27 protein-coding genes are annotated in these 25,202 nt (G+C 64.3%); 9 read left to right on the top strand and 18 right to left on the bottom strand.

Annotated elements, in window-relative coordinates; all coding sequences use genetic code 11:
- Positions 1-28: 28 nt before the first annotated feature.
- The 6 genes from moaC to ldtR all read right to left on the bottom strand — a co-directional run bounded on the left by moaC (position 29) and on the right by ldtR (position 4,922).
- Positions 29-508 (bottom strand): cyclic pyranopterin monophosphate synthase MoaC, encoded by a 480-nt coding sequence (gene moaC, locus LG047_RS02385; RefSeq protein ID WP_227965117.1) that lies wholly within the window; start codon positions 506-508, stop codon positions 29-31.
- A gap of 3 nt (positions 509-511) precedes the next feature.
- Positions 512-1,336 carry an indole-3-glycerol phosphate synthase TrpC gene (gene trpC, locus LG047_RS02380; RefSeq protein ID WP_227968410.1) on the bottom strand — a complete coding sequence of 275 codons (825 nt, stop codon included), beginning with the start codon at positions 1,334-1,336 and terminating at the stop codon, positions 512-514.
- A gap of 103 nt (positions 1,337-1,439) precedes the next feature.
- Positions 1,440-2,453, bottom strand: coding sequence for an anthranilate phosphoribosyltransferase (trpD, locus tag LG047_RS02375; protein WP_227965116.1), 1,014 nt, complete (start codon positions 2,451-2,453; stop codon positions 1,440-1,442).
- The gene (locus LG047_RS02370; RefSeq protein ID WP_036281856.1) at positions 2,450-3,064 is read right to left on the bottom strand and encodes an aminodeoxychorismate/anthranilate synthase component II; all 615 of its coding nucleotides are present in this window, start codon (positions 3,062-3,064) and stop codon (positions 2,450-2,452) included. The genes trpD and LG047_RS02370 overlap by 4 nt, the downstream gene beginning before the upstream one ends.
- 63 nt (positions 3,065-3,127) lie before the next feature.
- A complete protein-coding gene (locus LG047_RS02365) occupies positions 3,128-4,243 on the bottom strand; it encodes a site-2 protease family protein (RefSeq protein ID WP_227965111.1) in 1,116 nt (371 codons plus the stop codon).
- A 166-nt stretch (positions 4,244-4,409) separates the two neighbouring features.
- Positions 4,410-4,922 (bottom strand): transcriptional regulator LdtR, encoded by a 513-nt coding sequence (gene ldtR / locus LG047_RS02360; RefSeq protein WP_036287262.1) that lies wholly within the window; start codon positions 4,920-4,922, stop codon positions 4,410-4,412.
- 360 nt (positions 4,923-5,282) lie between these two features.
- Here ldtR and LG047_RS02355 point away from each other — a divergent pair, with 360 nt between their 5' ends.
- Together LG047_RS02355 and LG047_RS02350 are read left to right on the top strand one after the other, a co-directional pair.
- Positions 5,283-6,305, top strand: a complete 1,023-nt coding sequence (locus tag LG047_RS02355) for a bifunctional nicotinamide-nucleotide adenylyltransferase/Nudix hydroxylase (RefSeq protein WP_227965110.1) — start codon at positions 5,283-5,285, stop codon at positions 6,303-6,305.
- A 66-nt stretch (positions 6,306-6,371) separates the two neighbouring features.
- The gene (locus LG047_RS02350) at positions 6,372-7,769 is read left to right on the top strand and encodes a nicotinate phosphoribosyltransferase (RefSeq protein ID WP_227965109.1); all 1,398 of its coding nucleotides are present in this window, start codon (positions 6,372-6,374) and stop codon (positions 7,767-7,769) included.
- Here the strand turns inward: LG047_RS02350 and LG047_RS02345 are convergent, their stop codons facing one another.
- The 3 genes from LG047_RS02345 to LG047_RS02335 are packed head-to-tail and all read right to left on the bottom strand — an operon-like array spanning position 7,770 to position 11,790.
- Complete coding sequence (locus tag LG047_RS02345) at positions 7,770-8,300, bottom strand: DUF6163 family protein (RefSeq protein ID WP_227965107.1); 531 nt, start codon at positions 8,298-8,300, stop codon at positions 7,770-7,772.
- A 53-nt stretch (positions 8,301-8,353) separates the two neighbouring features.
- Positions 8,354-9,874, bottom strand: a complete 1,521-nt coding sequence (trpE, locus tag LG047_RS02340) for an anthranilate synthase component I (RefSeq protein WP_227965105.1) — start codon at positions 9,872-9,874, stop codon at positions 8,354-8,356.
- 8 nt (positions 9,875-9,882) lie between these two features.
- The gene (locus LG047_RS02335) at positions 9,883-11,790 is read right to left on the bottom strand and encodes a SurA N-terminal domain-containing protein (protein ID WP_227965103.1); all 1,908 of its coding nucleotides are present in this window, start codon (positions 11,788-11,790) and stop codon (positions 9,883-9,885) included.
- A gap of 224 nt (positions 11,791-12,014) precedes the next feature.
- Here LG047_RS02335 and ppk2 point away from each other — a divergent pair, with 224 nt between their 5' ends.
- Positions 12,015-13,019 (top strand): polyphosphate kinase 2, encoded by a 1,005-nt coding sequence (gene ppk2 / locus LG047_RS02330; protein ID WP_227965102.1) that lies wholly within the window; start codon positions 12,015-12,017, stop codon positions 13,017-13,019.
- 86 nt (positions 13,020-13,105) lie between these two features.
- On the opposite strand, the gene LG047_RS02325 is transcribed toward ppk2, so the two are convergent.
- Positions 13,106-13,672, bottom strand: a complete 567-nt coding sequence (locus tag LG047_RS02325; RefSeq protein ID WP_227965100.1) for a hypothetical protein — start codon at positions 13,670-13,672, stop codon at positions 13,106-13,108.
- Between the two features lie 245 nt (positions 13,673-13,917).
- Between LG047_RS02325 and LG047_RS02320 the strand changes: the two genes are divergently transcribed.
- A complete protein-coding gene (locus LG047_RS02320; protein WP_227965098.1) occupies positions 13,918-14,334 on the top strand; it encodes a DUF2202 domain-containing protein in 417 nt (138 codons plus the stop codon).
- On the opposite strand, the gene LG047_RS02315 is transcribed toward LG047_RS02320, so the two are convergent.
- The 4 genes from LG047_RS02315 to LG047_RS02300 all read right to left on the bottom strand — a co-directional run bounded on the left by LG047_RS02315 (position 14,310) and on the right by LG047_RS02300 (position 17,759).
- The gene (locus tag LG047_RS02315; RefSeq protein WP_227965097.1) at positions 14,310-15,698 is read right to left on the bottom strand and encodes a glutaredoxin family protein; all 1,389 of its coding nucleotides are present in this window, start codon (positions 15,696-15,698) and stop codon (positions 14,310-14,312) included. The genes LG047_RS02320 and LG047_RS02315 overlap by 25 nt on opposite strands.
- 128 nt (positions 15,699-15,826) lie before the next feature.
- A complete protein-coding gene (gene arsB, locus LG047_RS02310; RefSeq protein WP_227965096.1) occupies positions 15,827-16,888 on the bottom strand; it encodes an ACR3 family arsenite efflux transporter in 1,062 nt (353 codons plus the stop codon).
- An 8-nt stretch (positions 16,889-16,896) separates the two neighbouring features.
- On the bottom strand, positions 16,897-17,421 hold the full coding sequence (locus tag LG047_RS02305; protein WP_227965094.1) for an arsenate reductase ArsC: 525 nt from the start codon (positions 17,419-17,421) through the stop codon (positions 16,897-16,899).
- Positions 17,418-17,759 carry a helix-turn-helix transcriptional regulator gene (locus LG047_RS02300; RefSeq protein ID WP_036281828.1) on the bottom strand — a complete coding sequence of 114 codons (342 nt, stop codon included), beginning with the start codon at positions 17,757-17,759 and terminating at the stop codon, positions 17,418-17,420. The genes LG047_RS02305 and LG047_RS02300 overlap by 4 nt, the downstream gene beginning before the upstream one ends.
- Positions 17,760-17,885: 126 nt before the next feature.
- Between LG047_RS02300 and tpiA the strand changes: the two genes are divergently transcribed.
- Together tpiA and ndk are read left to right on the top strand one after the other, a co-directional pair.
- On the top strand, positions 17,886-18,638 hold the full coding sequence (gene tpiA / locus LG047_RS02295; protein WP_227965092.1) for a triose-phosphate isomerase: 753 nt from the start codon (positions 17,886-17,888) through the stop codon (positions 18,636-18,638).
- A gap of 90 nt (positions 18,639-18,728) precedes the next feature.
- A complete protein-coding gene (ndk, locus tag LG047_RS02290; protein ID WP_227965090.1) occupies positions 18,729-19,151 on the top strand; it encodes a nucleoside-diphosphate kinase in 423 nt (140 codons plus the stop codon).
- Positions 19,152-19,271: 120 nt separating this feature from the next.
- Here ndk and LG047_RS02285 read toward each other — a convergent pair whose 3' ends face one another.
- Positions 19,272-19,970 (bottom strand): glutathione S-transferase family protein, encoded by a 699-nt coding sequence (locus tag LG047_RS02285; protein WP_227965088.1) that lies wholly within the window; start codon positions 19,968-19,970, stop codon positions 19,272-19,274.
- Between the two features lie 165 nt (positions 19,971-20,135).
- Here LG047_RS02285 and LG047_RS02280 point away from each other — a divergent pair, with 165 nt between their 5' ends.
- Positions 20,136-20,852 carry a hypothetical protein gene (locus tag LG047_RS02280; protein ID WP_227965086.1) on the top strand — a complete coding sequence of 239 codons (717 nt, stop codon included), beginning with the start codon at positions 20,136-20,138 and terminating at the stop codon, positions 20,850-20,852.
- A 51-nt stretch (positions 20,853-20,903) separates the two neighbouring features.
- Here LG047_RS02280 and purN read toward each other — a convergent pair whose 3' ends face one another.
- Positions 20,904-21,545 (bottom strand): phosphoribosylglycinamide formyltransferase, encoded by a 642-nt coding sequence (gene purN / locus LG047_RS02275; RefSeq protein WP_227965084.1) that lies wholly within the window; start codon positions 21,543-21,545, stop codon positions 20,904-20,906.
- On the bottom strand, positions 21,542-22,609 hold the full coding sequence (gene purM, locus LG047_RS02270) for a phosphoribosylformylglycinamidine cyclo-ligase (protein WP_227965082.1): 1,068 nt from the start codon (positions 22,607-22,609) through the stop codon (positions 21,542-21,544). Before purM ends, purN begins: the two co-directional genes overlap by 4 nt.
- Before the next feature lie 159 nt (positions 22,610-22,768).
- Here purM and LG047_RS02265 point away from each other — a divergent pair, with 159 nt between their 5' ends.
- The gene (locus tag LG047_RS02265; protein WP_227965080.1) at positions 22,769-23,842 is read left to right on the top strand and encodes a hypothetical protein; all 1,074 of its coding nucleotides are present in this window, start codon (positions 22,769-22,771) and stop codon (positions 23,840-23,842) included.
- Positions 23,843-23,877: 35 nt separating this feature from the next.
- On the opposite strand, the gene LG047_RS02260 is transcribed toward LG047_RS02265, so the two are convergent.
- Positions 23,878-24,177 carry a hypothetical protein gene (locus tag LG047_RS02260; protein ID WP_227965077.1) on the bottom strand — a complete coding sequence of 100 codons (300 nt, stop codon included), beginning with the start codon at positions 24,175-24,177 and terminating at the stop codon, positions 23,878-23,880.
- A 213-nt stretch (positions 24,178-24,390) separates the two neighbouring features.
- Here LG047_RS02260 and LG047_RS02255 point away from each other — a divergent pair, with 213 nt between their 5' ends.
- A complete protein-coding gene (locus LG047_RS02255) occupies positions 24,391-25,110 on the top strand; it encodes a DUF1013 domain-containing protein (RefSeq protein WP_036281812.1) in 720 nt (239 codons plus the stop codon).
- The last annotated feature ends 92 nt before the right edge of the window (positions 25,111-25,202 follow it).

Here is a 25,202-nt window from a genome sequence, read left to right as displayed (position 1 = left end):
GTGGGAGCCTTCCGGCTCGCATGGAATCTCAGTCGTCGCGCCGCCAGTCGCCCGACTTGCCGCCCTGTTTGGACACCAGCTCCACGCCCTCGATTCTCATGGCGCGGTCCGCGGCTTTCAGCATGTCGTAAATCGTGAGGCAGGCCACGGAGACCGCCGTCAGCGCCTCCATCTCGACGCCGGTCTTGCCGGCGCAACTCGCCTCGACGCTCACACGCACGCCGGGCAGCGCTTCGTCGGGCGTAATCTCCACCGTCACGCTCGACAGCGGCAGGGGATGGCACAGCGGGATGAGGTCGCTCGTCTTCTTCGCCGCCATTACCCCGGCGATGCGCGCGACGCCGAAAACGTCGCCCTTCTTCGCCTGTCCCGCAACGGCGAGCGCGAGGGTCTCCGGCGCCATCACCACGCGCCCGCGCGCCTGGGCCACGCGCTTCGTGTCGGCCTTGGCCGAGACGTCGACCATATGGGCTTCGCCCTTGGGGTCGATATGCGTGAGACCACCCATCGATCAGGCGCGCGCGGTCGTCTTCTGACCCGAGGGGCCAAACAGCAGCGCGCGCGTCGCCGCCTCCACGTCCTCCTGCCGCATCAGGCTTTCGCCGACGAGGAAGGTGAAGATGCGCGACTTCTCGAGACGCAGGCAGTCGTCATGGGTCATGATGCCGCTTTCCGCGACGATGATCCTGTCGTGCGGAACCTTCTCGGCCAGGCGTTCGCTGACGTCGAGCGACACCTTGAAATCATGCAGATTGCGATTGTTGATGCCGATCAGCCGCGTCTCCAGCGCCAGCGCGCGATCGAGTTCGCGTTCGTCGTGGACTTCCACCAGCACATCCATGCGCAGATCATGCGCGGCGGTGTTGAGCGCCTTCGCCTCGTCGTCGCTCACGGCCGCCATGATGATGAGGATGCAATCGGCCCCGTAGGCTCGCGCCTCGAACACCTGATAGGGATCGAAGAGGAAGTCCTTGCGGATCGCCGGCAGATGCGTGGCTTTGCGGGCGGCCTCGAGATCTTCGAGCTTGCCCTTGAAGGAGGGTCCGTCGGTGAGCACGGACAGGCAGGCCGCGCCCGCTTTTTCATAGGCGCGGGCGATTTTCGGCGGATCGAAATTCTCGCGGATGACGCCTTTGGACGGGCTCGCCTTCTTTACTTCGGCGATCAGCGCGATTCGGCGCTCGTTCAATTTCTGTTCAATCGCATGCACGAAGCCGCGCGGCGGATCATGATCGCGCACGTTGCGTTCGAGAGTCGCGAGCGGCATGCGCACCTTGGCCTCGGAGATTTCGGTGCGCTTGTAAGCTTCGATTCGATCCAGAATATCGGTCATGATAGCTGCCTGCAGCGAGCGCAGCGCGCCCTGCCTTTTGATTTCGTGAGATTAGCCGATTAGCGGGCGCAATCCTATCCCTCCAAAAGGTCGCGGACGGCGCGCGTCACGCGTTGGAGGCGCGGATCAGCGCGTCGAGTTTTTCGCGCGCCGCGCCCGAATCGAGCGCGCGGGCGGCCTGCTCCGCGCCGTCATGAATGTCAGCGGCGCGCTCGGCGACGACGAGTGCGATCGCGGCGTTGAGCACGGCGATGTCGCGATAGGCGTTCTTTTCGCCCGCAAGCACGGCGCGCAGCGCTTTCGCATTATGGGCAGGGTCGCCGCCGACGAGTTCCTGCGCCGTCGCGCGGGGGAGGCCGGCGTCCGCGGGCGTGATGTCGAAAGAGCGGATCACGCCGTCCTCCAGCGCGACGACGTGAGTGACGCCGGTGGTCGTCGCCTCGTCCAGCCCGTCCTCGCCATGGAGCAGCCAGACGCGCCGGGAGCCGAGTTCAGAGAGCGCGCGGGCGAGAGGCTCCAGCCAGTCCTTGGAGTAGACGCCGATGGTTTGCCGCTCGACGCGCGCCGGATTGCTCAGCGGGCCGAGCAGATTGAAAATGGTGCGGACGCCGAGCTCCGAGCGCACCGGCGCCGCGAAACGCAGGGCAGGGTGATGCGTCGGGCCCGCCATGAAACAGACGCCCGCCTCGCGCAGGCAGGCGCTCGCGGCCTCGGGCGGGATGCCGACCTTCACGCCCAGTTCTCCCAGAACGTCCGAAGCGCCGGAAAGAGAAGATGCGGCCTTGCCGCCATGCTTGGCGACGATTGCGCCGCAGGCGGCGGCGATGATCGAGGCGAGCGTCGAAATGTTGTATGTGCCGGCGCCGTCGCCGCCGGTGCCGACAATGTCGATCGCGCCCGGCGGCGCCTCGACAGGCGTCATGGCGGCGCGCATAGCCTGAGTTGCGCCGACGATCTCCTCGACCGTCTCGCCGCGCATCCTCAGTCCCATCAGAAAGGCGCCGAGCTGCGCCGGCGTCGCCGCGCCCTCGAAGATCAACGAGAAGGCCGCGCGGGCTTCGTCCCGGGCCAGCGGTTCGCCTTCGGCGATAACGGCGATGTAGGGTTTGAAGTCGCTCACGCCACCTTGGCCCGGCCGCGTTGCGCGGCGTTCCACTCGTCGGCGAGATCGAGGAAATTGCGCAGGATCTTGTGGCCGTGCTGCGAGGTGATGCTCTCCGGGTGAAACTGCACGCCATGGGTCGGCAGCGTCTTGTGGGAGAGCGCCATGATCAGCCCGTCGGGCGTCTCGGCCGTGATGTGCAGGCATTCGGGAAGCGTTTCGCGCTTCACGACCAGCGAATGGTACCGCGTCGCCTGGAACGGCCCCTCGATGCCGCGGAAGACTGTCTCGCCATGGTGCAGGATGGTCGCCATCTTGCCATGGATCGGCAGCGGCGCGCGGATCACCTCGCCGCCGAAGACCTCGCCGATGGACTGGTGGCCGAGGCAGACGCCGAAGATCGGGATCGTCTCCGCGGCGGCCCGGATCAGGTCCATGCAGATGCCGGCCTCATGCGGCGTGCAGGGGCCGGGCGACAGGACGATGGCGTCCGGCCCGCCGGCCAGCACCTCCGCCACCGAGACGGCGTCGTTGCGGCGCACAGAGACATTCGCCCCCAGCTGGCCGAAGTAATGGACCAGATTGAAGGTGAAGCTGTCGTAATTGTCGATCAGCGTGACATTGGACATTGCTGTTACGGGTCCGGTTTCGCCGCTCTTGGCGCTGAAAGTCCCATAGGCCGCGCGGCGGCGTTAGGCAACCGTCCGAGAGCTTTGGCTGCGTCTCGAAAACCGCCAGTCTGGGCGCGCGTCTCGGATCATCATGATCTCGGCCAGCGACTGACGGGTCAGCAGGCCGACAAGCCGGCCGTCAGGGTCGATCACGCCGACGGTCTCGCCGCCGTTGAGAGCGGGCAGCGCCGCATCGACCGTGGCGTCCGAATTGATCGTCGGCGTCTCCTTGCGGGCGAAGGGCGCGATCGGCGCGCCGGGGTCGGAGGTGCGGAGCGCCTCGACAATGTCCGAGCGCGACAGCAGGCCATGGAACCAGCCGGCCGAATCGACGACGGGAAAGTCATCCTGCGACGTAGCGAGCAGAATCTCAACGGCCTCGTTCACGGTCGATCCCCGGTCGATCGTCGCGATCCGCGTCTCCATGGCGTCGATCGCGCTGAGGCCCCGCGCCGCCTCGGACATGCTGGTCATCTGCGCTTCGCCGGCGGCCGCCATGTAGACGAAGATGGCGATGAAGACGAGCATGGGATGGCCGGACGTAAGCCCGAGAAAGCCGAGCAGGAATGCGAACCCCTGGCCGATCTGCGCGGCGATGCGGGTGGCCTTGTCCTGTCCGAGCCACATGGCCAGCCCGGCGCGCAGCACGCGCCCGCCGTCCATGGGGAAGGCCGGGATGAGGTTGAAAATGGCGAGAAAGATGTTTGTCGCCGCGAGCCGCTCCACCATGCTGATCGAGGGATCGCTTATCTGCGCCGCGTCGCCGAAGTTGAAGGCGCCGGACAGGGCGAGCAGCACGATGGCGATTGCGACGTTAACCATCGGCCCGGCGACCGCGATCAGCAGCTCCTGATAGGGCTTCTCCGGCATCTTGTTCATGTCCGCGACGCCGCCGATCGGCAGGAGCGTGACCTCGGGCGAGACGATGCCGAACTGCCGGGCGGTCAGTATATGGCCGAACTCGTGCAGCACCACGCAGGCGAAGATCGCCGAGATCAGCAACACGCTCTGCCCCGCGGCTTCCGCGCCTCCGCGCTGATAGGCGGCGAAGCCGATCCAGGCGAGAAAGAGGAGCAGCGTGACGTGGATGCGGACCGCGGTCCCTTTGAACGTGCCTATCGTGAAGGACCAGCGCATGAGGTCGCCCGGGCGAGAGGAAAGTTAATTTACCAGAAAATAGAGCGTCTGCCCCGTTCGCGCCAGATCGACGGCTCAAAAACGAAAATCGCCGGCGAAAGCGGCTTGGGACGCTTTGCCGGCGAAAAGTTGAAGACTGCGGGAGAAGAAGTCGAAACCTGAAATGTCAGAGGCGATAGCGGATCTGGTCGGTCCAGAAGCGCTCCAGACGCGAAAGCGACGTGTTCAGATTGCGGAACTCGTCGCATGAGACGCCGCCGATGTGCTCGACCGTCATCGCGTGCTTCTCATAGAGCTGCGAGACGATGTCATGGACTTCCTTGCCCTTGGGCGTGAGGCTGATGCGGACCGAGCGACGGTCGAGGCGCGAGCGCGCGTGATGCAGATAGCCCATCTCGACCAGCTTCTTGACGTTATAGGAGACGTTGGACCCGAGATAATATCCGCGCGTGCGCAGTTCGCTCGCGGTCAGCTCCTTGTCGCCGATGTTGTAGAGGAGGAGCGCCTGCACCGAGTTGACGTCGCCGCGATCGCGACGATCGAACTCGTCCTTGATGACGTCGAGCAGGCGGCGATGAAGGCGCTCCACGAGCGTCAGCGCCTCGAGGTAGACGGGACGAATTTCGCTGATGCGTTCCGCGCGGGCCTGCTGCGGGGCGGTTTTCGTGACGGCGCTCATCGTCTTCTCCATTTCCTCGGATGCATCGAGCATCTCTTGATCGGCGTTTGATGAGTTCAAATTAGATCGATCCGAATGAAAAGCAGTTTAAACAACAAGCTGAATCTGACGTTTACCCAGTAAAGCCCGCATTGGGTGAACAACGGCTAAACTCAATCGCTCGTTTACGCTGAATCTTCCTTAAGCATATTGAACCGCGCGCGCTCGCGGAGGTAACGAAGTTTAACGAGTGAAGGACCGCGCCTTTAACGAAACGTCATTTTGTCCCTTGTCGCGCGCCAAACAGCGGCCTAGCCTGTGGAAGACGGCGGATCGCCGCCACGTTCGGGCAGACCGGACGGCACTGCATGAGGGAGCCTCATGATGCGTTACGACCTTGCGGTCTTCATCGGCCGTTTTGAACCCTTTCATCTCGGACACCTTGCGATTTTGCAGCGCGCGCTGGCGCAGGCGGAGCGCGTGGTCGTGCTCGTCGGCTCGGCCGATGCGCCGCGCAATGCGAAGAATCCATGGACCTATACGGAGCGGGAGGTGATGATTCACGCCGCGCTCGGCGTGGACGGGAAGCGCGTCGTGACGCTGCCGTTGCGCGATCATCTCTACAACGAGAACGCCTGGCTTGCAGAAGCGCAGGCGCAGGTCGCGAGCGTCGCGGGCGACGCCAGATCGATCGCGCTCTTCGGCTTGAGCAAGGATGCTTCGAGCTATTATCTGAAGGCATTCCCGCAATGGGAGCTCGTCGACGCAGCATCCGTGCCTTTGCTTTCCGCGACGGAGTTGCGTCGACATCTTTTCTCTGAAGACGCAGGCGCGTTGCGGCTGATCGAAGCCAATGTTCCGGCGCCCGTTTTCGAGATCATCAGCGCCTTTCGCAACACGGCCGCCTATGCGCAGACGCTGGATGAATTTCGTCATGTCGAAAACTATCGCGCAGCCTGGGCGAAGGCGCCCTATCCGCCGATCTTCGTCACCGTAGACGCCGTCGTGGCGCATTCGGGCCATGTGCTTCTGGTGAAGCGCAAGTCGCAGCCGGGACGAGGGCTATGGGCTTTGCCTGGCGGCTTCGTCAATGAAAACGAAACATTGCGCGACGCCGCCATCCGCGAATTACGCGAGGAAACGCGGCTGAAAATTCCTGTCGCCGTATTGCGCGGCAGCATTCGCGGCGAAAAAGTTTTCGACTATCCCGAAAGATCGCTGCGCGGGCGCACGATCACTCACGCCTTCTATTTCGAATTTCCCTCGGGCGAATTGCCGGGCGTGCGTGGCGCGGACGATGCGGCGCGCGCGAGGTGGATTCCGGTATCCGAAATTCAGGGCATGCGCGCGAGCCTGTTCGAGGATCATTTCTTCATTCTCGAACATTTTCTCGGCGCCGCCTGACAACGCCCATTGATCCCGCGAGGGGAGAGACCCCGAAGCGGAAGTAGCGCGCGAAGGAGTTTCGCCATGACCCTTTCTTTCAATCCGATCCTCAATACGGACAGCTACAAGACCAGTCATTTCCTGCAATATCCGCCGGGAACGACGCGCGTTTTCTCCTATGTCGAAAGCCGGGGCGGCGCCTATGATCGCACCCTCTTCTTTGGCTTGCAGGCGATTTTGAAACAGGAGTTCCTCCGCCCCGTCACGCAGGAAAACATAGCGGAAGCGCGCGAGTTGCTCGCTTTGCACGGCGTTCCTTTCAACGAGGAAGGCTGGCGCCGGCTGATCGAAAAACACGGTGGACTCTATCCGCTCGAAATACGCGCGGCCCCGGAGGGGAGCGTCATTCCTGTCGGCAACGCGATGATGAGCGTCGTCAACACCGATCCGGAATTTTATTGGCTGACAAGCTATGTCGAGACGGCCCTGCTGCGCGTGTGGTACCCGATCACCGTCGGCACGATCAGCTGGCACGTACGCAAGACAATCGCCGAGGCCCTGGAAAAGACGGCCGGCGCGCCCGCTGACGAACTGCCGTTCAAGCTGCATGATTTCGGTTCTCGCGGCGTCTCCAGCTACGCCAGCGCCGCGCTCGGCGGCCTTGCGCATCTCGTCAGCTTCAGAGGCACAGACACCCTTGCGGGCATTGTCGCGGCGCGTGATTTCTACAACGAACCGATGGCCGGTTTCAGCATTCCCGCCGCGGAGCACAGCACGATCACGGCCTGGGGGCGGGAAGGGGAGTGCGACGCGTACGCCAATATGGTCGCGCAATTCGGCAAGCCGGGCAAAGTCTTCGCCGTCGTCTCGGACAGTTACGATATTTACGCTGCGGTCGATCATCTTTGGGGCGAGCGTTTGCGCCAGCTCGTCATCGACAGCGGCGCGACTTTGGTCGTTCGGCCCGACAGCGGCGATCCGGAAACGATTGTCGCCGATACGCTGCGGATTCTCGGCGAACGCTTCGGCGTCGACATCAATTCAAAAGGCTACAAGGTGTTGCGCCATGTGCGCGTCATCCAGGGCGACGGCGTCAATCCCGAAAGCATAAGGAAGATGCTGTCGCGCATTGTCGCCGACGGCTTCAGCGCGGCGAACGTCGCTTTCGGAATGGGCGGCGCGCTATTGCAACGGCTCGATCGCGACACGCAGAAATTCGCCTACAAGGCCAGCGCGGCCGAGGTGAATGGCGTCTGGCGCGACGTCTACAAGGATCCCGTCACGGACCATGGGAAACGCTCCAAGCGCGGTCTTCTCGGCCTTGTGGCGGGACCGCATTACGCTACCGTGCCGGTGGATGGCGAGCGCTTCCAGCCCATCGGCGGCGGGGTCAATCTCCTGCGCCCGGTTTATCGCAATGGCGCGCTGCTCGTGGATGAAACGCTCGCGGAAATTCGCGCGCGGGCGGCGGCGGCCGAGTGATCACTTCGCCGGCGGGGCGGTCTCGGGAGCGGCGCGGGCCTTCCGCTTCTCGGCCTTTCTTCGCCGGCGTTCGCGCAGCCGCTGCGCGTCAACGTCGCGGCCGGCCTCGAAGGTCAGGCCGAAATACATCAGGATGAGGAGGGCGTTGACGCCGATCAGCCAATAGCCGCCGATGAAAAAGCCCGGCATGCTGAGCGTGAGAAAAATCTGTCCGCTCGCGATCAGCAGCCAGAGCACGCCGCCCCACGGCGTCGCAAGCCACAGGCCGACGCCGGCGATGAGATCGAGCACCGCGAAGAAGATCACCGCGAAGGCGGCGTTCTGCGGCATGGTGTCGAAGATCGATTGCGGCGCCGACAGCACGATGCGCCAGTGCATCAGCCCCTGCAGGATCCAGAACAGCGCGACGATGCGCATGAAGCGCGACAGCAGCGCGCCCCATTTCGCCGTTTCGCCCGCAGGACCGGGGTCGCCGACGCGGATCGGGCGATAGGGGTCGTCGCCGTCATCATATATGGTCGGGTCCGCCATCCATGGTCCTTCGTGCGCGCAACATCATGCCGCGCGCTCGTTAATTTTCGCTCTTACTGGCCTCGGCGCGCGCGCGTCGCGAAACGCACGGCTTCCTCCGCCGCGCGGAACAGCGCCTTCGCCTTGTTCACGCATTCGCGATGCTCATATTCCGGCTGGCTGTCGTAGACGACGCCGGCGCCGGACTGCACATGCATCCGGCCGTCCTTCACGATGGCCGTGCGCAGGACGATGCAGGTGTCCATCTGCCCGCCGGAGCCGAAATAGCCGATGCAGCCGCCATATATGCCGCGCTTGTCGGTCTCCAGTTCGTCGATGATCTCCATTGCCCGCACCTTCGGGGCGCCGGAGACCGTGCCGGCCGGGAACCCCGCAGACAGCGCGTCGATACAGTCGAAGCGCGCGTCGTCGAGTTCGCCCTCGACGTTGGAGACGATGTGCATGACGTGGCTGTAGCGCTCGATGGTGAAGCTGTCGGTGACGCGCACCGTGCCCGTCTTCGCCACGCGGCCGACGTCGTTTCGGCCGAGATCGAGCAGCATGAGATGTTCTGCGCGCTCCTTCTCGTCGGCGAGGAGGTCGGCGGCGAGGCGCTCGTCCTCCACCTTGTTGTCGCTACGCCATCGCGTGCCGGCGATGGGGCGGATCGTCACCTTGCCGTCCGCCACGCGCACGAGAATCTCGGGGCTCGAACAGACGATCTGGAAATCGCCGAAGTCGAGGAAACAGAGGAAAGGGGCCGGGTTAACCCGCCGCAGGGCGCGGTAAAGGGCGAAGGCGGACAGGGCGAAAGGCGCCGTGAAGCGCTGCGACAGCACCACCTGAAAGATGTCGCCCGCGCGGATGTATTCCTTCGCGCGCTCGACCATTTCGAGGAAGCGCGACTGCGAGGTGTTGGAGACCGGCTCCTGCACGAGAAGTTGCGGGTCGGCGCCGGTTTCGCGATGCTCGAGCGGGGCCTCCAGCGTCGACACGATCCTGTCGAGGCGCGCGAGGGCGGCCTCATAGGCGGCCTTGGCCGTGACCCCGGCGCGGGGGCGCACGGGCGTCACGATGGAGATCTCGTCGCGAACCGTGTCGAAGACGACCATGACGGTCGGGCGCAGCAGCAACGCGTCCGGCACGCCGATCTTGTCTTCCTTGGCCGGCGCGAGCCGCTCCATCTGGCGCACCATGTCGTAGCCGAGATAGCCGAAGACGCCGGCCGCCATGGGCGGAAGCTGCGTCGTCTGAGGGACGGCCGACTCGGCGATGAGCTGGCGCAAGGCGATGAGAGGCGGCGCGTCGCAGGGCGTGAAGGCGCCTCTGTCCGTCAGCGCGTCGCGGTTGATCTCGGCCCTGTCGCCCACCGCGCGGAAGATCACGTCCGGATCGAGCCCGATCATCGAATAGCGGCCGCGGGCGGCGCCGCCTTCGACGGATTCGAGCAGGAAGGTCGCGCCCGGCCGCTCGCGCGACAGCTTCAGATACGCCGAGACCGGCGTTTCGAGGTCGGCGACGAGCCTGGTGACGACGAGCTGCGCGCGGCCCGCGTCATAATTCTCGCCGAACTCATCGAGGGACGGTTCGAACATGGCGCCGGTCACTGTTCCTTTTCCGTCCCCGTCGCGGCTTCGAGCGCCTTCTGGTTGATTTCGACGTTGAGCGCCTTTTCCAGTCCGCCGACAAACTGCTCGAGCAGGTCGTTGTGCAGCGCCGGCCTCAGCTGTTCGGCGATGGTCTTCGACTCGATCGAGAGGGGGTCGAAGGCCGGCGCCGTCGAGTCCTTCACGAAGAACACCAGACGACCGGCGTCACCGGGGAGCGAACCCGCTCCGCGCGGCGGCACGTCGAAGAACTGCACGATCGTGGCGTTGTTGAAGTCGGGGCGAGCGGCGCGCTTCACGTCGGTTGCGCGCTTCACCTCGGCGTTCACGGACTTGGCGACATCCTCGATCGGCTGACCGGAGCGCAGCTTGCCGACAAGCTCGTCGGCCTTCTCGGCGAGCGCCTTTTGCGCGGCGTCATTCCGCATGGCCTCCAGAACGGCGCCCTTCACTTCCTCGAAGGTCTTCTGGCGCGCGGGCTCGACGGCGTTGACCTCGAACCAGACATAACCGCCGTCGCGGGTCGCGACCGTGTCATTGTCGACGCCGACGTCGGAGGCGAAGGCCGCCTTCAGCAGATCGGGGCCGGCGGGCAGGTCGGCGATCGCCTTGCCGTCCTTGTCATGGCCGGCGTCGTCCACGGCCTCGATCACGCGGACGTCGAGGCCGACGCCCTTCGCGGTCTCGGCGAGAGTCTTGCCGGCGGCGCGCTGGTCCTCGATTGCGTCATGGAGACGGCGCACCTCCGGGCCAGCCTTTTGCGCGGCGATCTCGACGCGCAGTTCCGGCGCCGCCTGTTCGAAGGTCTTGGTGTAGACCGCCGGGGCGATGGACTTCACCTGCGAAATCACCGTGCCGAAGGCGGTCTTCACCGGTTCCGCGAGGCCGGGCTTGGCGAGGGCGAAGACGGCCGCGCCGACCTTGGCGTCGCCGAAGTCGCGCTGCTCGACCAAGCCGAGATTGACGTCCTTCGGATTGAGCTTGAGCTCGGCAGCCAGGGCGTCGATGTCCATACCGCCCTTGAGCCTGGCGAGCGCGTCCTCGGCTTCCTTGTCGGTCTTGAGGACAATCTGGCGCACGTCGCGCTTTTCGGGCGTTCCGAAGCGCCTGGCCTTTGATTCTTCATAAAGCTTGCGGACCTCGTCCTCGGTCACTTCGCCCGGCTTGCCGACGCTCGTCGGGCTTACGACCAGCGCGGTCAGCTTGCGATATTCCTTGGCGCGGAAGGTCTGCTCGCGCTCGTCGAAATATTTCTTCAGCTCCTCGTCGGACGGCGTGGCCGCGGGGCCGGCGGCCGACACGGGCAGCACGAAATAGTCGATGGTGCGCGATTCGTTGCGGAACCGGTGGATCGCCTCGATCATCAGGCGCGGCGGCTCGACGCCGTTGGTCACCAGGTCCGTCAGGAGCTTGCGCAGATAGGCGCTCTTCTGGTCGGCCACGAAGCCGCGCTCCGTGAAGCCGGCGTCGCGGGCGATCTGCTTGAAACGCTCGACGTCGAACTTGCCGTCGGGGCCCTGGAGCACCTTTTCCTTCGCGAGAAGCTGCTGGGTCGTCTCGTCGCTGGACGCAAGGCCGAGCTGGCGGGCCTTCTGGTCGAGCGCGACTTCGGTGATGAGGCGCTCCAGAACCTGCAGGTCGAGACCGGCCTGACGCGCCTCCTGATTGGTGACCGCGCGGCGCAGGCGCTGCTGGATGCGGCGCAATTCGTTCTGGTAGGCGTTGCGGAAGGAGTCGACGCTCACCTCGCCGCTGCCGACCTTCACCAGCCGGCTGGTGGTCATGCCGCGAAAGACGTCGCCGACGCCCCAGATCGCGAAACTGACGACGATGACGCCCATCACCACCGCCATGATGGTGCGGCCGATCCAGTTCTGCGAAGCGACGCGCAGGCCCTCTAACATGATTTTGGCTTCCCTTGTGCGTAATTCGGGCTGACCCGCCCCCCGTTTTGGCGCGGGACTATAGGGAGGGGCGGCGGCCGTGGCAATGAGCCGCGGAGAACAGCCTCGCGCCGCGTCGATATGCGTCATTGCGGGCTCAGGCGGGACGATACAATTTGGCCGCCGAATTCAGGCCGCGGGGGGTCAGTAAGCCGACCCGGGCGCATTTCTCGTAAGGAGCATTGATGGACGACACCACCACCACCATCAGCGCCGAAGCCGTCGAGTCGCTCGAAAAAATGGGCGCCGGGACGGTGGAGGGGGAAGAGGCCGCGGCCAAGGCGGCTCGCCCGCAGGTTCAGCCGCCGCGCGAGGACGTGCGCCGGCTCCGCGCCGATTCGGACGCGATCCGCCACGCTTTCGAGTCAGGGGAGTTCCCCTACAAGACCCGGCTGAGCAACAGGGTCTATCTCGCCCATATGGAATCTCTCCAGGTGGAGCTGCTGAAGGCGCAGAACTGGGTCAAGGAGACCGGCCAGCGCGTCGTGATGCTGTTCGAGGGCCGCGACGCCGCGGGCAAGGGCGGCACGATCAAGCGTTTCATGGAGCATCTCAATCCGCGCGGCGCCCGTGTCGTCGCGCTGGAAAAGCCTTCCGAGCGCGAGCGCACTCAGTGGTATTTCCAGCGCTACATCAATCATTTGCCATCGGCGGGCGAAATCGTGTTCTTCGATCGCTCCTGGTACAATCGCGCGGGCGTCGAGCGCGTGATGAATTTCTGCACGCCCAATGAATATCTCGACTTCATGCGCCAGTGCCCCGAGCTCGAGCGCATGTTCGTCAATTCGGGCATCGGCCTCTACAAATACTGGTTCTCGGTCACGCGCGAGGAGCAGACCCGCCGCTTCAAGGCGCGCGAGACGGATCCGTTGAAGCAGTGGAAACTGTCTCCCATCGACCGCGCCTCCATGGACAAATGGGACGACTACACCGAGGCGAAGGAGGCGATGTTCTTCTTTACCGACACAGCGGACTCGCCATGGGTGGTCATCAAGTCGGACGACAAGAAGCGCGCGCGCCTAAACTGCATGCAGCACTTCCTGTCGAGCCTCGACTACCCCAACAAGGACACGAGCGTCGTGCGCGGCCCGGACCCCCTGATCGTCGGCGCGAGCGCCCATGTCATCGGCCGCAGCGAGCATATCATCGGCAAGTCGCTCGACCTCGACAAGAAGCGCAAGCGGAGCTGACATCCGCCGGCTCGAAAAAAGAAACCCCGGCCGCCAACATCAAGGCTGCCGGGGCTTTGTGTCCGGGCCGATGACCGTTTCGTGCGTCAGGCCTCCGCCGTGAATGTGTGAGCGTGAACGTCGCGTCCGGAGTGCCTCTTCAAAATCTCGGTCGCTGTCTTCTCTCGCTCGGCGTCCCAGGTGCGGACCCATAGCAGCAATCCGCCGTGCACGAGCTGCTCTTCCAGATATTTCGCATGATGCTCACCGATGAGTTCAGCGAGCGCGGCGCCGACCATTCCCCACGTTCCGGTGGCGACTGCCGCAGCGCCGAGCGCTGTCGCGACCGTTCCGCCCGAAACGAAGACCGCCGTGATCGTGGCGGCCGCGCCGAGATAGACGAGCCCGCCAATTATGGCTCCCTGAGCGGCGCCGATGGATTCGAGCGAAACGTAATGCGTGCGCGGCGTCTCCTTGTCGTCTTCTAGTTCAGTCACCTTCTTGTATTTGTGGCCCAGCTTCTCGTCGACCGCCTTCTCGCCGGCGAGGAGGCTGATCTCAGCACGGTCGAAGCCCGAAGACATCAATTCGTCGATCGCCGCCTGAAGCGTGTCCGCGTCAGCGAATACGCCGACCACTTCGCGCATATTGGCCAGCTGCTCGTCTGTAGCCATTTGTAAATGCCCCTCTCGATGTCGCTCCGCCCCGAGCGTCGAATTTCCGCTCCTCGATAAAAAAGGTTCCGCGCTTTCCCGTTTCAAGAATATTCGCGCGGGTAGATTTGCCGAGGCGGGTCTAAGCCTCGAAAATCGTTTTGGAATCGACGCGATGTGGCCAATCGACGCGCGGCGTCCGCCTACAATTTCCCAGGACGGCGGCTAGGTAAGTTTTCAAATCAATTATTGCGAGGGACAGCGTCATGCCGGTCGATCAGAAAACCATAGATGCGCTGCGAGAAGCGATCGACGAGGAATACCGCTCGCGCGCAACCTATCGAAGCGTGATCGACGCTTTCGGGCCGGTGCGTCCATTCGTGAACATTCTCGAGGCGGAGACGCGGCACGCCGACGCTCTGCTGAGTTTGTTCGAGTGTTTTGGAGTCGAGCCGCCGCAGGACAAATGGGCGGGGAAGGTTCGCGCCCCGACAACGCTCGTCGAGGCTTGCCGGGCTGCGGTCGAGGGCGAGATCGAGAACGCCGCCATGTATGATCGGTTGCTGAATCAGATCAGCGATCCGGAGGCGCGCAAGGTGATGCAGCGTCTCAGGGAAGCGTCGCAGGAGCGCCATCTTCCCGCGTTTCGTCGCTGTCTTCAGCGCGAAACGGGCGCGGACTGAACTTTTGTTCCCCGAGGGCGCTCTCGCTGCTTCTTTCGCGGCTTCCTGACGCTTTCAGTTTTGGCGCCGCGATCCTCCCCGGGCCGCGCGCTTTCTTCCGCCGGTCGCGGCGCGGGAAGCGGGGCGGCCTGTTCGCCGCCGGTCGCCGGCTCCGGCTTGTCGGCCGGGGCGGGGGAAGGGGCAGGGGCCTCGCGGGGCGCGGTCTGCGCCGGGCCCGGCGGGGGCGCCGAAGCCGCCTCTCCGCCGAGCATCCAGCCCCCGAGCCCCACGAGGATGACGCCGCCCACGGCGCGGCTGACGGCGGCGTAGCGGGTGTCGACGATCTTCTGCACGGCGAACGCGGCCAGCCCGAAAATGATGAGATCGTCGAGCATGAAGAAGAGCACGTATAGCGCGACATAAGCGTAATGAAGCGCAGCCGGAAGGCCGGTGAGCGCCAGCACATGCGTGTAGATCGCCGGCAGCGCCGCAGAGCACATGAATTCGATCGCATTCACCGTGAATGCGAGAGCGACGACGGTAAGAAGGCTGGCGACGCCGATCGGCGCCGCGACGATCTCGCGTTCCCAAGCCATCGTCCGGCGGCGCTGCTCCATGTCGCCCACTTCACAAGCCACCTCGCCGCGATTAACCGCGAGCTGGATGAGATGGTCCACGCCGAAACCGATGGCGAGGAGCGCTATGGCCTGAGTGAGCGGACGCACATAGCCGAGGAACAGAAAGGCGTTCAGCCACGCGGTCATGAAGAGAAAATAGAGGATGCCCGAGGAGAGCACGAAGATCCCTACGAGCCACCAGATCTTGCGCCGGTCCTGAAGATTGACGATCAGCGAGATCAGATAGACGAGCACCCACATCGCGCAGGGATTGAACCCGTCCGACAGCCCCATCAGCGCGGTCAGCGCGAGCAGCGAGTGATGGGTGGGGTCGATCTCCCCGATCAGCGGCAAGGTGATTTTCGGGGGATCGGCGCTGGCGCCACCCTTCGGATTTGGCCCGTCGAGCAACTCGCGGAGTTGCGCGCCGGTCGTTTCTCCGGAGCCGAAGCCAGTCATGTAACGCGCGCCGTAAACGAACATGGGAACGGCGACGCGCGTCATGCTGAAGCGCCTTGCGACATCGACGAGCAGCGCTTCTCCCGCCGGCGTCGAAATATCGTGGAGGACGTAGTCGATCCCCGGCTGCGTCTTCAGATAGTCGATCGCCTCGTGACAATGGGGACAATCGGGAGAGAAGAACACATGCAGGCGGCCATCGTCCCGCCAGTCGCGCGCGGGCGTCGAGGGAGATGTCCAGTTCGCGAATTGAAGCGAAAGGAATGCGGCGCCGAGAACCACGGCGAGCAGGATGCGAAAACGCGACAAGGTCGGGATTCTCACGAGACGCAGGGGAGCCGGCCGTCCCGTGTCCGGGCGGGCGACAGCCGGTCATGTAAGGCCTCGATAAGGCTCGATCACGGCTACAAATTGTCGCTCCGGCCGGAGGGCCCGGCTCAGCTTTCCCGCGCTCCGGCCGTTTGCGCCGGCTGCGGGACGCCCCGTTCGTACCAGCCCTTGCTCCGGTTCACGATCCACACCACCGACAGCATCACCGGCACTTCGATGAGCACGCCCACGACTGTCGCCAGCGCCGCGCCGGAGTCGAAGCCGAAAAGGCTGATCGCCGCCGCCACCGCCAGCTCGAAGAAATTGCTGGCGCCGATCAGCGCCGAAGGGCCCGCCACGCAATGCTCCTCGCCCGCGACGCGGTTGAGCGCATAGGCGAGCCCGGAGTTGAAATAGACCTGTATCAGGATCGGAACGGCGAGCATGGCGATGATCGCAGGCTGACGAATGATCTGCTCGCCCTGAAAACCGAACAGCAGCACCAGCGTCGCGAGCAGAGCGATGAGCGACAGCGGTCCGATCTTTGAGAGCGCCTGCGACAGCCGCGCCTCGCCGCCCGACGCGAGCAGACGCCGGCGCGCGATCTGCGCCACGATCACCGGCACGACGATATAGAGCGCCACGGACAGAAACAGCGTGTCCCACGGCACGGTGATCGCCGAGAGCCCGAGCAGCATTCCGACAATCGGCGCAAAGGCCACGATCATGATCGCGTCATTGAGGGCGACTTGGCTCAAGGTGAAATGAGGCTCGCCTTTCGTCAGATTGGACCAGACGAACACCATGGCCGTGCAGGGCGCCGCAGCGAGCAGGATCAGCCCCGCGATATAGGAATCGATCTGGTCGGCCGGCAAATAGGGCCGAAAGAAATGGCCGAGGAAGATCCACCCGAGCAGCGCCATGGAGAATGGCTTCACCGCCCAATTGACGAAGAGCGTCACGCCGATGCCGCGCCAATGGCGGCCGACGTCCTTCAGCGCCGCGAAGTCGATCTTCATCAGCATGGGCACGATCATCAGCCAGATCAGCGCCGCGACGGGCATATTGACCTTGGCGATCTCCATGCCGCCGATGACGTGAAAAACGGCGGGGAGGAAATGGCCGAGCGCAACGCCCGCAACGATGCAGAGCGCGACCCAGAGGGTGAGGTAACGTTCGAAAATCGTCATCTGATCACTCAAGCTCCCACATGTGGATGTGTTGCGCCTTCCATGTCGCCGATCTCGCGCAGCCGCGCCCCGAGCGCCAGCCTGTCGAGCCGATGTAGCGGGATGGCGCGGAACTGGTCGATCCGATTTTTCAGGTAGCGGAAGGCGGTTGCGAAGGCGCGCTGCTTCTCGATGTCCGACCCTTCCACTGCGGCGGGGTCTTCGACGCCCCAATGCGCGGTCATCGGCTGACCGGGCCAGACCGGGCAGGCTTCACCCGCCGCGTTGTCGCAGACAGTGAAAACGAAATCGATCTCCGGCGCGCCGGGCGCGGCGAAGGCGTCCCAACTCTTGGAGCTGAAGCCTTCGGCCGGATAGCCGAAGCTTGCGAGCGTCGTCAGCGCGTAAGGGTTGACGGCCCCTTTCGGCTGGCTGCCGGCGGAAAAGGCGTTGAAGCGCCCGGCGCCGTCGCGGCGCAGAATCCCCTCCGCCATGATCGACCGGGCGCTGTTGCCCGTGCACAGAAACAGCACATTGTAGATTTTTTCGCTCATCTTTCGGTCTCTTCACATTTGGCGGAGAAAAGCGCTCGAGCAGGCGCGCAAGTCGCGCCGCCGCAACAATCTTCCACAAGGAAACGGACGAGCGCGTTCAGCCGCGAGAGCTCCGCGCGATAAACGACGCTGCGGCCGCTTCGGGCGTTCGTAACGAGCCTCGCGTGCGAAAGGATGTTGAGATGCGCCGATAAGGTGTTTTGTGGCACGCCAAGTTGGCGCGCCAGTTCGCCGGCCGGCAGACCCTCGGGCTCATGCCGCACGAGCAGACGAAAAGCGTCGAGGCGCGTCGGTTGCGAGAGCGCTGCGAGACAGGCGAGAGCGTTTTCGGATTCCATATTTCCAGATATATCGAAATTTATGACATGTCTATGACAGAAGAAACCGCTGCGCCCGCCCGCCGCATTGCTCCTGCGCCCGAGGCTCTGTTACGAAAGCCCGTTCTTTGCATGGAGCGTTTTGACATGACCCGCCGCCCGCTCGTCGCCGGAAACTGGAAAATGAACGGCTTGCGGGCGTCGCTCGCCGAAATCAAAGCGATGGGGGCGGCTTATGATGAAGCGCTGAGGGCGCGCGCGGAGCTGATCGTCTGTCCGCCGGCGACGCTGATCGCGCCGGCCGCAGAGGCCGCTTCGCGCGGCGGGCTGGGGCTTGGCGGGCAGAATTGCCATGCGGCCGAGAATGGCGCCCATACCGGCGATATTTCAGCCGAGATGCTGAAGGACGCCGGCGCCTCCTATGTCATCGTGGGCCACAGCGAACGGCGCGCGGACCATGGCGAGACGGACGCGATCGTGCAGGCGAAGGCCGCGGCGGCCTTGCGAGCGGGGCTCACGCCGATCATTTGCGTCGGCGAAACGCGCGCCGAGCGGGAGGCAGGCGACGCGCTCGGCGTCGTCGGCGAGCAAATCGAAGGCTCTTTGCCGGCGGACGCGCCCGGACAAATCGTCGTCGCCTATGAACCCGTATGGGCGATCGGCACGGGACTGACCCCGACGCTCGCCGATGTCGCGCAGATGCACGCCTTCGCGCGCGAGCGCATCGAGGCGCGTCTCGGCCGCGGCAAAAGCGCGACCGTGCGCATCCTCTACGGCGGCTCGGTGAAACCCGCCAATGCGCGGGAGCTGATGGGCGTCGCCAATGTCGATGGCGCGCTTGTCGGCGGCGCGAGCCTGACCGCGAAGGATTTCATGGCAATCGCCGCCGCCTATCGGTAAGGCGCCCAGACTTGCCGCTTCGCGGCGCCCCCGGTATAAGCGCGGCGCTTAACCTTTCCCAAACTCCAACAGACGAGGCGATGCGCTGCCATGGCGATCGAACGCACTTTCTCAATTCTCAAGCCCGACGCGACCAGGCGCAACCTCACCGGCAAGATCAACGCGCTGATCGAGGGCGCGGGCCTGCGTATCGTGGCGCAGAAGCGCATCCGCATGACCCGTGAGCAGGCCGAGACCTTCTATGCGGTCCACAAGGAGCGTCCTTTCTTCGGCGAGCTCGTCGATTTCATGATCTCCGAGCCGGTCGTCGTGCAGGTGCTCGAAGGCGAGAACGCCATCGCGCGCTATCGCGAAGTGATGGGCGCAACCAATCCGGCCAACGCCGCGCCGGGCACGATCCGCAAGGAGCATGCGCTTTCTGTGGGCGAGAACTCGGTGCACGGGTCCGACGCGCCGGAGACTGCCGTGATCGAAATCGCGCAGTTCTTCTCGGGCAACGAGATCGTCGGCTGAGTCTCTCGATAAATCACTGAGAGCCGCCTCATGCTTCGAGGCTCCAGTGGAGCGGTCTCGAAGCGCGAGGGGCGTCAACTTGACGTCAGCAGTGTCGTGGCCGGGGCGACCCGGCCATTTTCATTTCGGGAAATACCGCGCCATCATCCGGTCGCGATAGGCGACCAGATTTGGCTTCGCCAATGCCGCGTCGCGAATTGGGGATTCAGCCAGCGGCGCCATGATCGCGGCGAGGAAGGCGAAGACCGTCGCGTCCGCGCCGCAGCGATTTTCTCCAAACAGATAAGGCCGATCCCCGATCAGCGTCGCTAGCGCCTCTATGTCGCGCACGCCAAGGACATCGACCTCGGCCACGCTGTGTCGGCCGATTCCCTGCGTCCACAAATTCTTCGCGATGCGCCGGCGCATGTACCATTTCGCGAGAGGCCGGATCACGGCGGGAATTCCTCTGAAGAAATTCGCGGGTCCGCGTTCGAAATTGGCGTCGTCGAGCCAGAAGAGCCGCGCGACGATCCAGTAAAGATGTTCCTCGCACATTTTCTCGACGCACCAGCCGACGGCTTTTTGCTCCTCGGTGAGATGTGCGTCGAAGTCGATTCCGCGCGTCTTTTCGAGATGAAAGCGGATGAAGGTCGAGTCCGCGACGATCGCGCCGCCGTCATCGATGTAGGGCTGCTTGCCTTTCGGCGCTTTTGCAAAGCCCTTCCGGTCTTCGACATAGTCGAGGCCCGCCATCCTGAGCAGCGTCATCGCCTTGACGACGAAGGGCGAAGCGTCGGGCAGGCCGGCGATGGGCGTGAAGCAATAAAGAGTGATCATGACGATACCGTTCCACTAAGACATGGGAGTTATCGCGCGTTTCATGTTTGTGCGACACAGGGGCCGCGCCTTGTGCGGTTCCTCACGTTCCCGACGTCGCCGCTATGCGATACGTTGAAAACCGCCCGCTCGGCGAGCCCCCAAATTCGGCAACGGACAGACGTGATGAAGCATCTTTCGGGACTTTTCTTATTGCTGGCCGCATTGATCGCTCCGTGCTCCCTTGCCCGAGCGGAGCAGTCCGCTCCGCCGGATTGCCGGAACGGAACCTTCGTCCAGACCGGCGGCAAATACAGCCTGTCGAAAATCACGGGCGAAGATAAGGCCTTTTTGCTTTCGGACACTCTTCCCTGTCCGGGCGACAGCGCCGCGTGCCGATCCGGCGGCTATCTCATTCCCGGCGATCTGGTCATCGCGGGTCAATCCTTCGGCGCCTATCGCTGCGTTTTCTATCGTAATCAGAAAGACAGCGCTGGTTCAGCCGGCTATGTCCACGAGAGCCGGCTTCTTCCCGAGCCTACCGCGACGCTGACTCTCGACTCGTGGCTCGGCAAGTGGCGGAAGGGCGATGACTACATCTCCCTGCTCGCGAGGGGCGGCAAGCTGCGCGCCCGAGGCGAGGCTTTCTGGCCTTCCGCCAATCCGTCGAAAGAAGCGGCGCCGGGCGGGCCGCATCTCGGCGAAATGTCCGGCTCCGCGTCGCCGACGGGGAACCGGGTCACTTTCATCGACGAAGAAGATGAATGTCATGTCGAAATGACTTTGCTTCCGCCTTTCATGCTCGCGGCGGATAATCAGAGATGCGGCCGCATGAATGTGTCGTTTGGCGGAGTCTATCTTCTTGCGCCGCCCGCTTCGGCTGGCGGAAGAAAGAAAAGATAGGCCGCGCTCGGCCTGAGCAGCGACGAACGCCCTTTCACGTCGGAGGACGCCTTACGGCGCGACGAGCGCAGCGTCGCTCGCGGGCAGAGCCCCCAGCACGCGATTGCCCTCCACCCGCACGGCGCCCGACGTCACGAGCCGCAGCGCCAGCGGGTAGATGACATGCTCCTGTGACAGGACGCGCGCGCCGAGCGTCTCCGCCGTATCGCCATCGAGAACGGGCACCGCGGCCTGCGCGACGATGGGGCCTTCGTCCATCTCCGGCACGACGAAATGCACGGTGCAGCCATGGATCTTCACGCCATCCGCAAGCGCGCGTTCATGCGTGTGCAGGCCGCGATAGGAGGGCAGCAGGGCGGGGTGAATGTTGAGCATCCGCCCGCGCCACTGATTGATGAACCAGGGCGTGAAGAGCCGCATGAAACCCGCGAGACAGATGAAGTCGATCCGGTAGGTCTGTAGCACCACCTGCAGCGAGCGCTCGAATTCCTCGCGCCCCGCGTAAATCTTGTGGTCCACGGCTGCGACGGCGATCCCGGCGGCTTTCGCTTTCGCCAGCCCCGGCGCGTCGGGGCGGTTGGAGAGAACGAGCGCGATTTCGGCGGGATAATCCTGCGCGCGCGCGGCCAGGATCAGCGCGTCCATATTGGTGCCGCGGCCGGAGATGAGAACGGCGGTGCGCAGGCGCGTCACAACCCCAGCGCCCCGCGCATGATCACGCGCTCCTGGCCTTCTTCCGGCTCGACGATCTCGCCGATCTTCACCGGCCGCTCGCCGACTGCGCGCAAGGCCGCCTCGACCTCGCTCGCGCCATCGGCCGCGGCGATGATCACCATTCCTATGCCGCAGTTGAAGGTGCGCAGCATCTCACTTTCGGCCACCTCGCCGGACTTGGCGAGCCAGCGGAAAACGCGCGGAACATCGAAAGACGCGAGGTCGAGTGAAATGCCGAGGCCCTTGGGCAGCACGCGCGGGAGATTTTCGGGGAAGCCGCCGCCGGTGATGTGCGCGAGCGCGCGAATGTGCGGCGTGCGCTTCATGGCGGCCAGCACAGGCTTCACATAGATGCGGGTCGGCTCCAGCAGGGCGCGCGCGAGATTCATGTCCGGCGCGAAGGGGGCCGTCGCGTTCCAGGCGAGGCCGGCGCGATCGACGATGCGTCGCACCAGCGAGAAGCCGTTGGAGTGAACGCCGGAGGAGGGCAGGCCAAAGGCCACGTCGCCCGGATAAACGTCGCGCGGCAGCAGGCCCTTGCGCTCGACCGCGCCGACGGCGAAACCGGCGAGATCGTAATCGCTCTTGGAATACATGCCCGGCATTTCGGCGGTCTCGCCGCCGAGCAGGGCGCAGCCGGCCATCAGGCAGCCGTCGGCGATCCCCTTGACGACGGCGGCGGCGACCTTCGTGTCGAGCTTGCCGGTGGCGTAGTAGTCGAGAAAGAACAGCGGCTCGGCGCCCTGCACGATGAGATCATTGACGCACATGGCGACGAGATCGATTCCGATCGTGCCGTGCAGGCCCGACTCGATCGCGATCTTCACCTTGGTGCCGACGCCGTCATTGGCTGCGATCAGCAGGGGATCGCTGAACCCCGCGGCCTTGAGGTCGAACACGCCGCCGAAGCCGCCGATTTCACCATCCGCGCCCGGACGGCGCGTGGCGCGCACGGCGGGGCGGATCATGTCGACCAGCCGATTGCCCGCGTCGATGTCGACGCCCGCCTCGGCATAGGTGAGGCCCTTTGAATTATTTTGCATTGCGAGATTTCCCGTCGGGCCTCCCCGCCCGTGTTCGGTAAATGGGCGAAAGCGACGGCGGCTGTCAAATGAGACGTTGTGGGTTACGCTCATGTGAGGCCGCGCACGGTTTTTCGACACGGCCGGTGTAGGGATCGTCGGCGACAAAGGAGTCGCGTCATGAAAACACGCATCAGCACCGACGATCTTGCCGCCGCGCGTGAGGCCGGCGTCATCGACGCCGAGACATTCGAGCGCCTTTTGAGATTTCTGGCCGCGCGTGCGTCGGCCCATGCGCCGGCGCATCAGGCCCCGCGCTATGATTTCGTGAACCTGCTTTGGTACGCCGGCGCGTTGATCGTGCTCGGCGCCATGGGCATGTTCTCGACCACGGCCTTCGGCCTGTGGGGTGACAAGGCGCTTCTGACGACGGCGGTGATCTACGCCGTTCTGTTCACGCTTGCGGGCGCCTATCTCTGGCGGCGCGATCTGCGCACCCCGGGCGGCTTGCTCGTCACCTGCGCGGTGGGCATGGCGCCGCTGGGGATCTTCGCGTTGCAGTCGTTATGGGGCCATAGCCCCGTGGACGACGGCCATTCCTACCGAGAGTTCTATGTCTGGATCAAATCCAGCTGGCTGCCGATGGAGCTGGGGACGATCGCGGCCGCGCTGCTTGCGCTGATCGCCTTTCCCTTCCCCTTCCTCGTGATGATCATCGCCTTCTGCCTGTGGTTCATGTCCATGGATCTCACGCCATGGTTGATGGGGATCACGGAGTTTTCCTGGGAGCAGCGCGCGACGGTCAGCATGTATTTCGGGCTGCTGGTTCTCGCCGTCGCCTGGCTCGTCGATCTGAAGCGGTGGAAGAACGGCGATTTCGCGTTCTGGCTGCATCTCTTCGGCTTGATGGCCTTCTGGGGCGGACTGACGGCGCAACACAGCGGCGACGAATTCGGAAAGGCGATGTATTGCGCAATCAATGTCGGGCTCGTCGTCCTGTCCCTGTTCCTGATGCGCCGCGTCTATGCGGTCTTCGGCGCGGTGGGCGTGACCATGTATCTCGGTCATCTGGCGTGGGACGTCTTCAAGGACTCGATCCTGTTTCCCTTTGCGCTCTCCGGCATCGGCGTATTGCTGATCGCCTTCGGCCTGCTGTTCCACAAATATGGCAAGGCGGTCAGCGACACGCTCGGCGAACTGATGCCGGCGCATCTTCGCTTCATGCGCCCCGTTCACGCGCGGGAGGAGAGGTGAGGGCGCGCGTGTGCGCCCTCACACGTCTTTCGCGGTTAACGCCGCTTAAAAGCAACATCGCAAGACGCTCTATTGGAGTTAGCGATGTCGTTTCGATTAGGACTTTCTGCGCTGATTGGAAAACAGAGGCCGGAATCCATTTCCGGGCCTTCCCGTTCCATTTCCGAAACAAGGGACAGCTTCGTCGCCGGCGCGGCGCGCGAAAAGACCCCGCCGACCGGCGTAGCCGCGATCTGGCGGCGGCGATCGAAGGAGAGGCCCGGCTCGGCTCTGTCGAAGCGGGGCTGAAGGTCGCGTCTGGCCAGCGCCCGGAACTTTTTGTCGGGGCGGCTCACGGGCCGCCTCTCCGGTTTTCCGGGCGGAACGGGCGTCAAGGCCCCGGCCGGGATGGCCCGGAATTTGAAGCAGTTTGATTGCGCTTTGGGCGGATGGAGCGTATATAGGCGAGTATCCCCATCATGGACGGTTCGCCCTCATGGGTCGCCGGCGCGAGAAAGCGCGGCGCCGGACGCTCCCTCCATGCCCGCGATCCAAGGAGATTTCGCAAGATGAGCAACGCCCCCTTGATGCCGAAGGCGACGGCTGTCTGGCTCGTCGAAAACACGTCGTTGACCTTCGACCAGATCGCCGACTTCTGCAAACTCCACCCGCTCGAGGTGAAGGGCATCGCCGACGGCGAGGTGGCGGCGGGCATTCGCGGCCACGATCCGATCACCTCGGGACAGTTGACCCGCGACGAGATCGCCAAGGGCGAGCGCGACCCGAACTATCATTTGCACCTCTCGGTTTCGAAGGTCGTCGTGCCGGAGGTCAAGAAAGCGCGCGGACCGCGCTACACGCCTCTCTCGCGTCGTCAGGACCGGCCGAACGCCATTCTCTGGCTGGTGCGCAACCATCCTGAGCTGAAGGACGCGCAGATCATGCGTCTCGTCGGCACAACAAAGGCGACGCTGAAAGCGATTCGCGAGCGCACGCACTGGAACTCCGCCGCGCTGACGCCGATGGATCCCGTGACGCTCGGCCTGTGCTCGCAAATCGACCTCGACTTCGAAGTCAATCGCGCAGCCAAGGACCGTCCGGCGGCGCTGGAGGAGCAGGGCCAGACGCTCATGCCCGCCAGCGTCACGACCAGCGGCGCCCGGGAGCCGGTCACGACCGAGGACGTCTTCGGCAAGCCGACGGCGCCGGCCCAGCCCGCGGAGGACGAGGACAATTTCGACGCCGACCGCGTGTTCGGTCGCCTGAAAGACATGGATTTCGGCGAGTAACACGAGAGGCGCGGGACGCCGGCGAACTTGCCCGGTTTGCAGGTTCGCCGGAATTTGCATGCGTCGCTCTTGCCGCTCGTCGCTCTGCGCAT

Origin of the sequence: Methylocystis sp. WRRC1 (assembly GCF_020733155.1) — a bacterium.
In the GTDB taxonomy this organism is placed as follows: Bacteria; Pseudomonadota; Alphaproteobacteria; order Rhizobiales; family Beijerinckiaceae; genus Methylocystis.
Note: the sequence above shows the minus strand (reverse complement) of the source record. Positions and strands in the feature narration are given on the sequence as shown.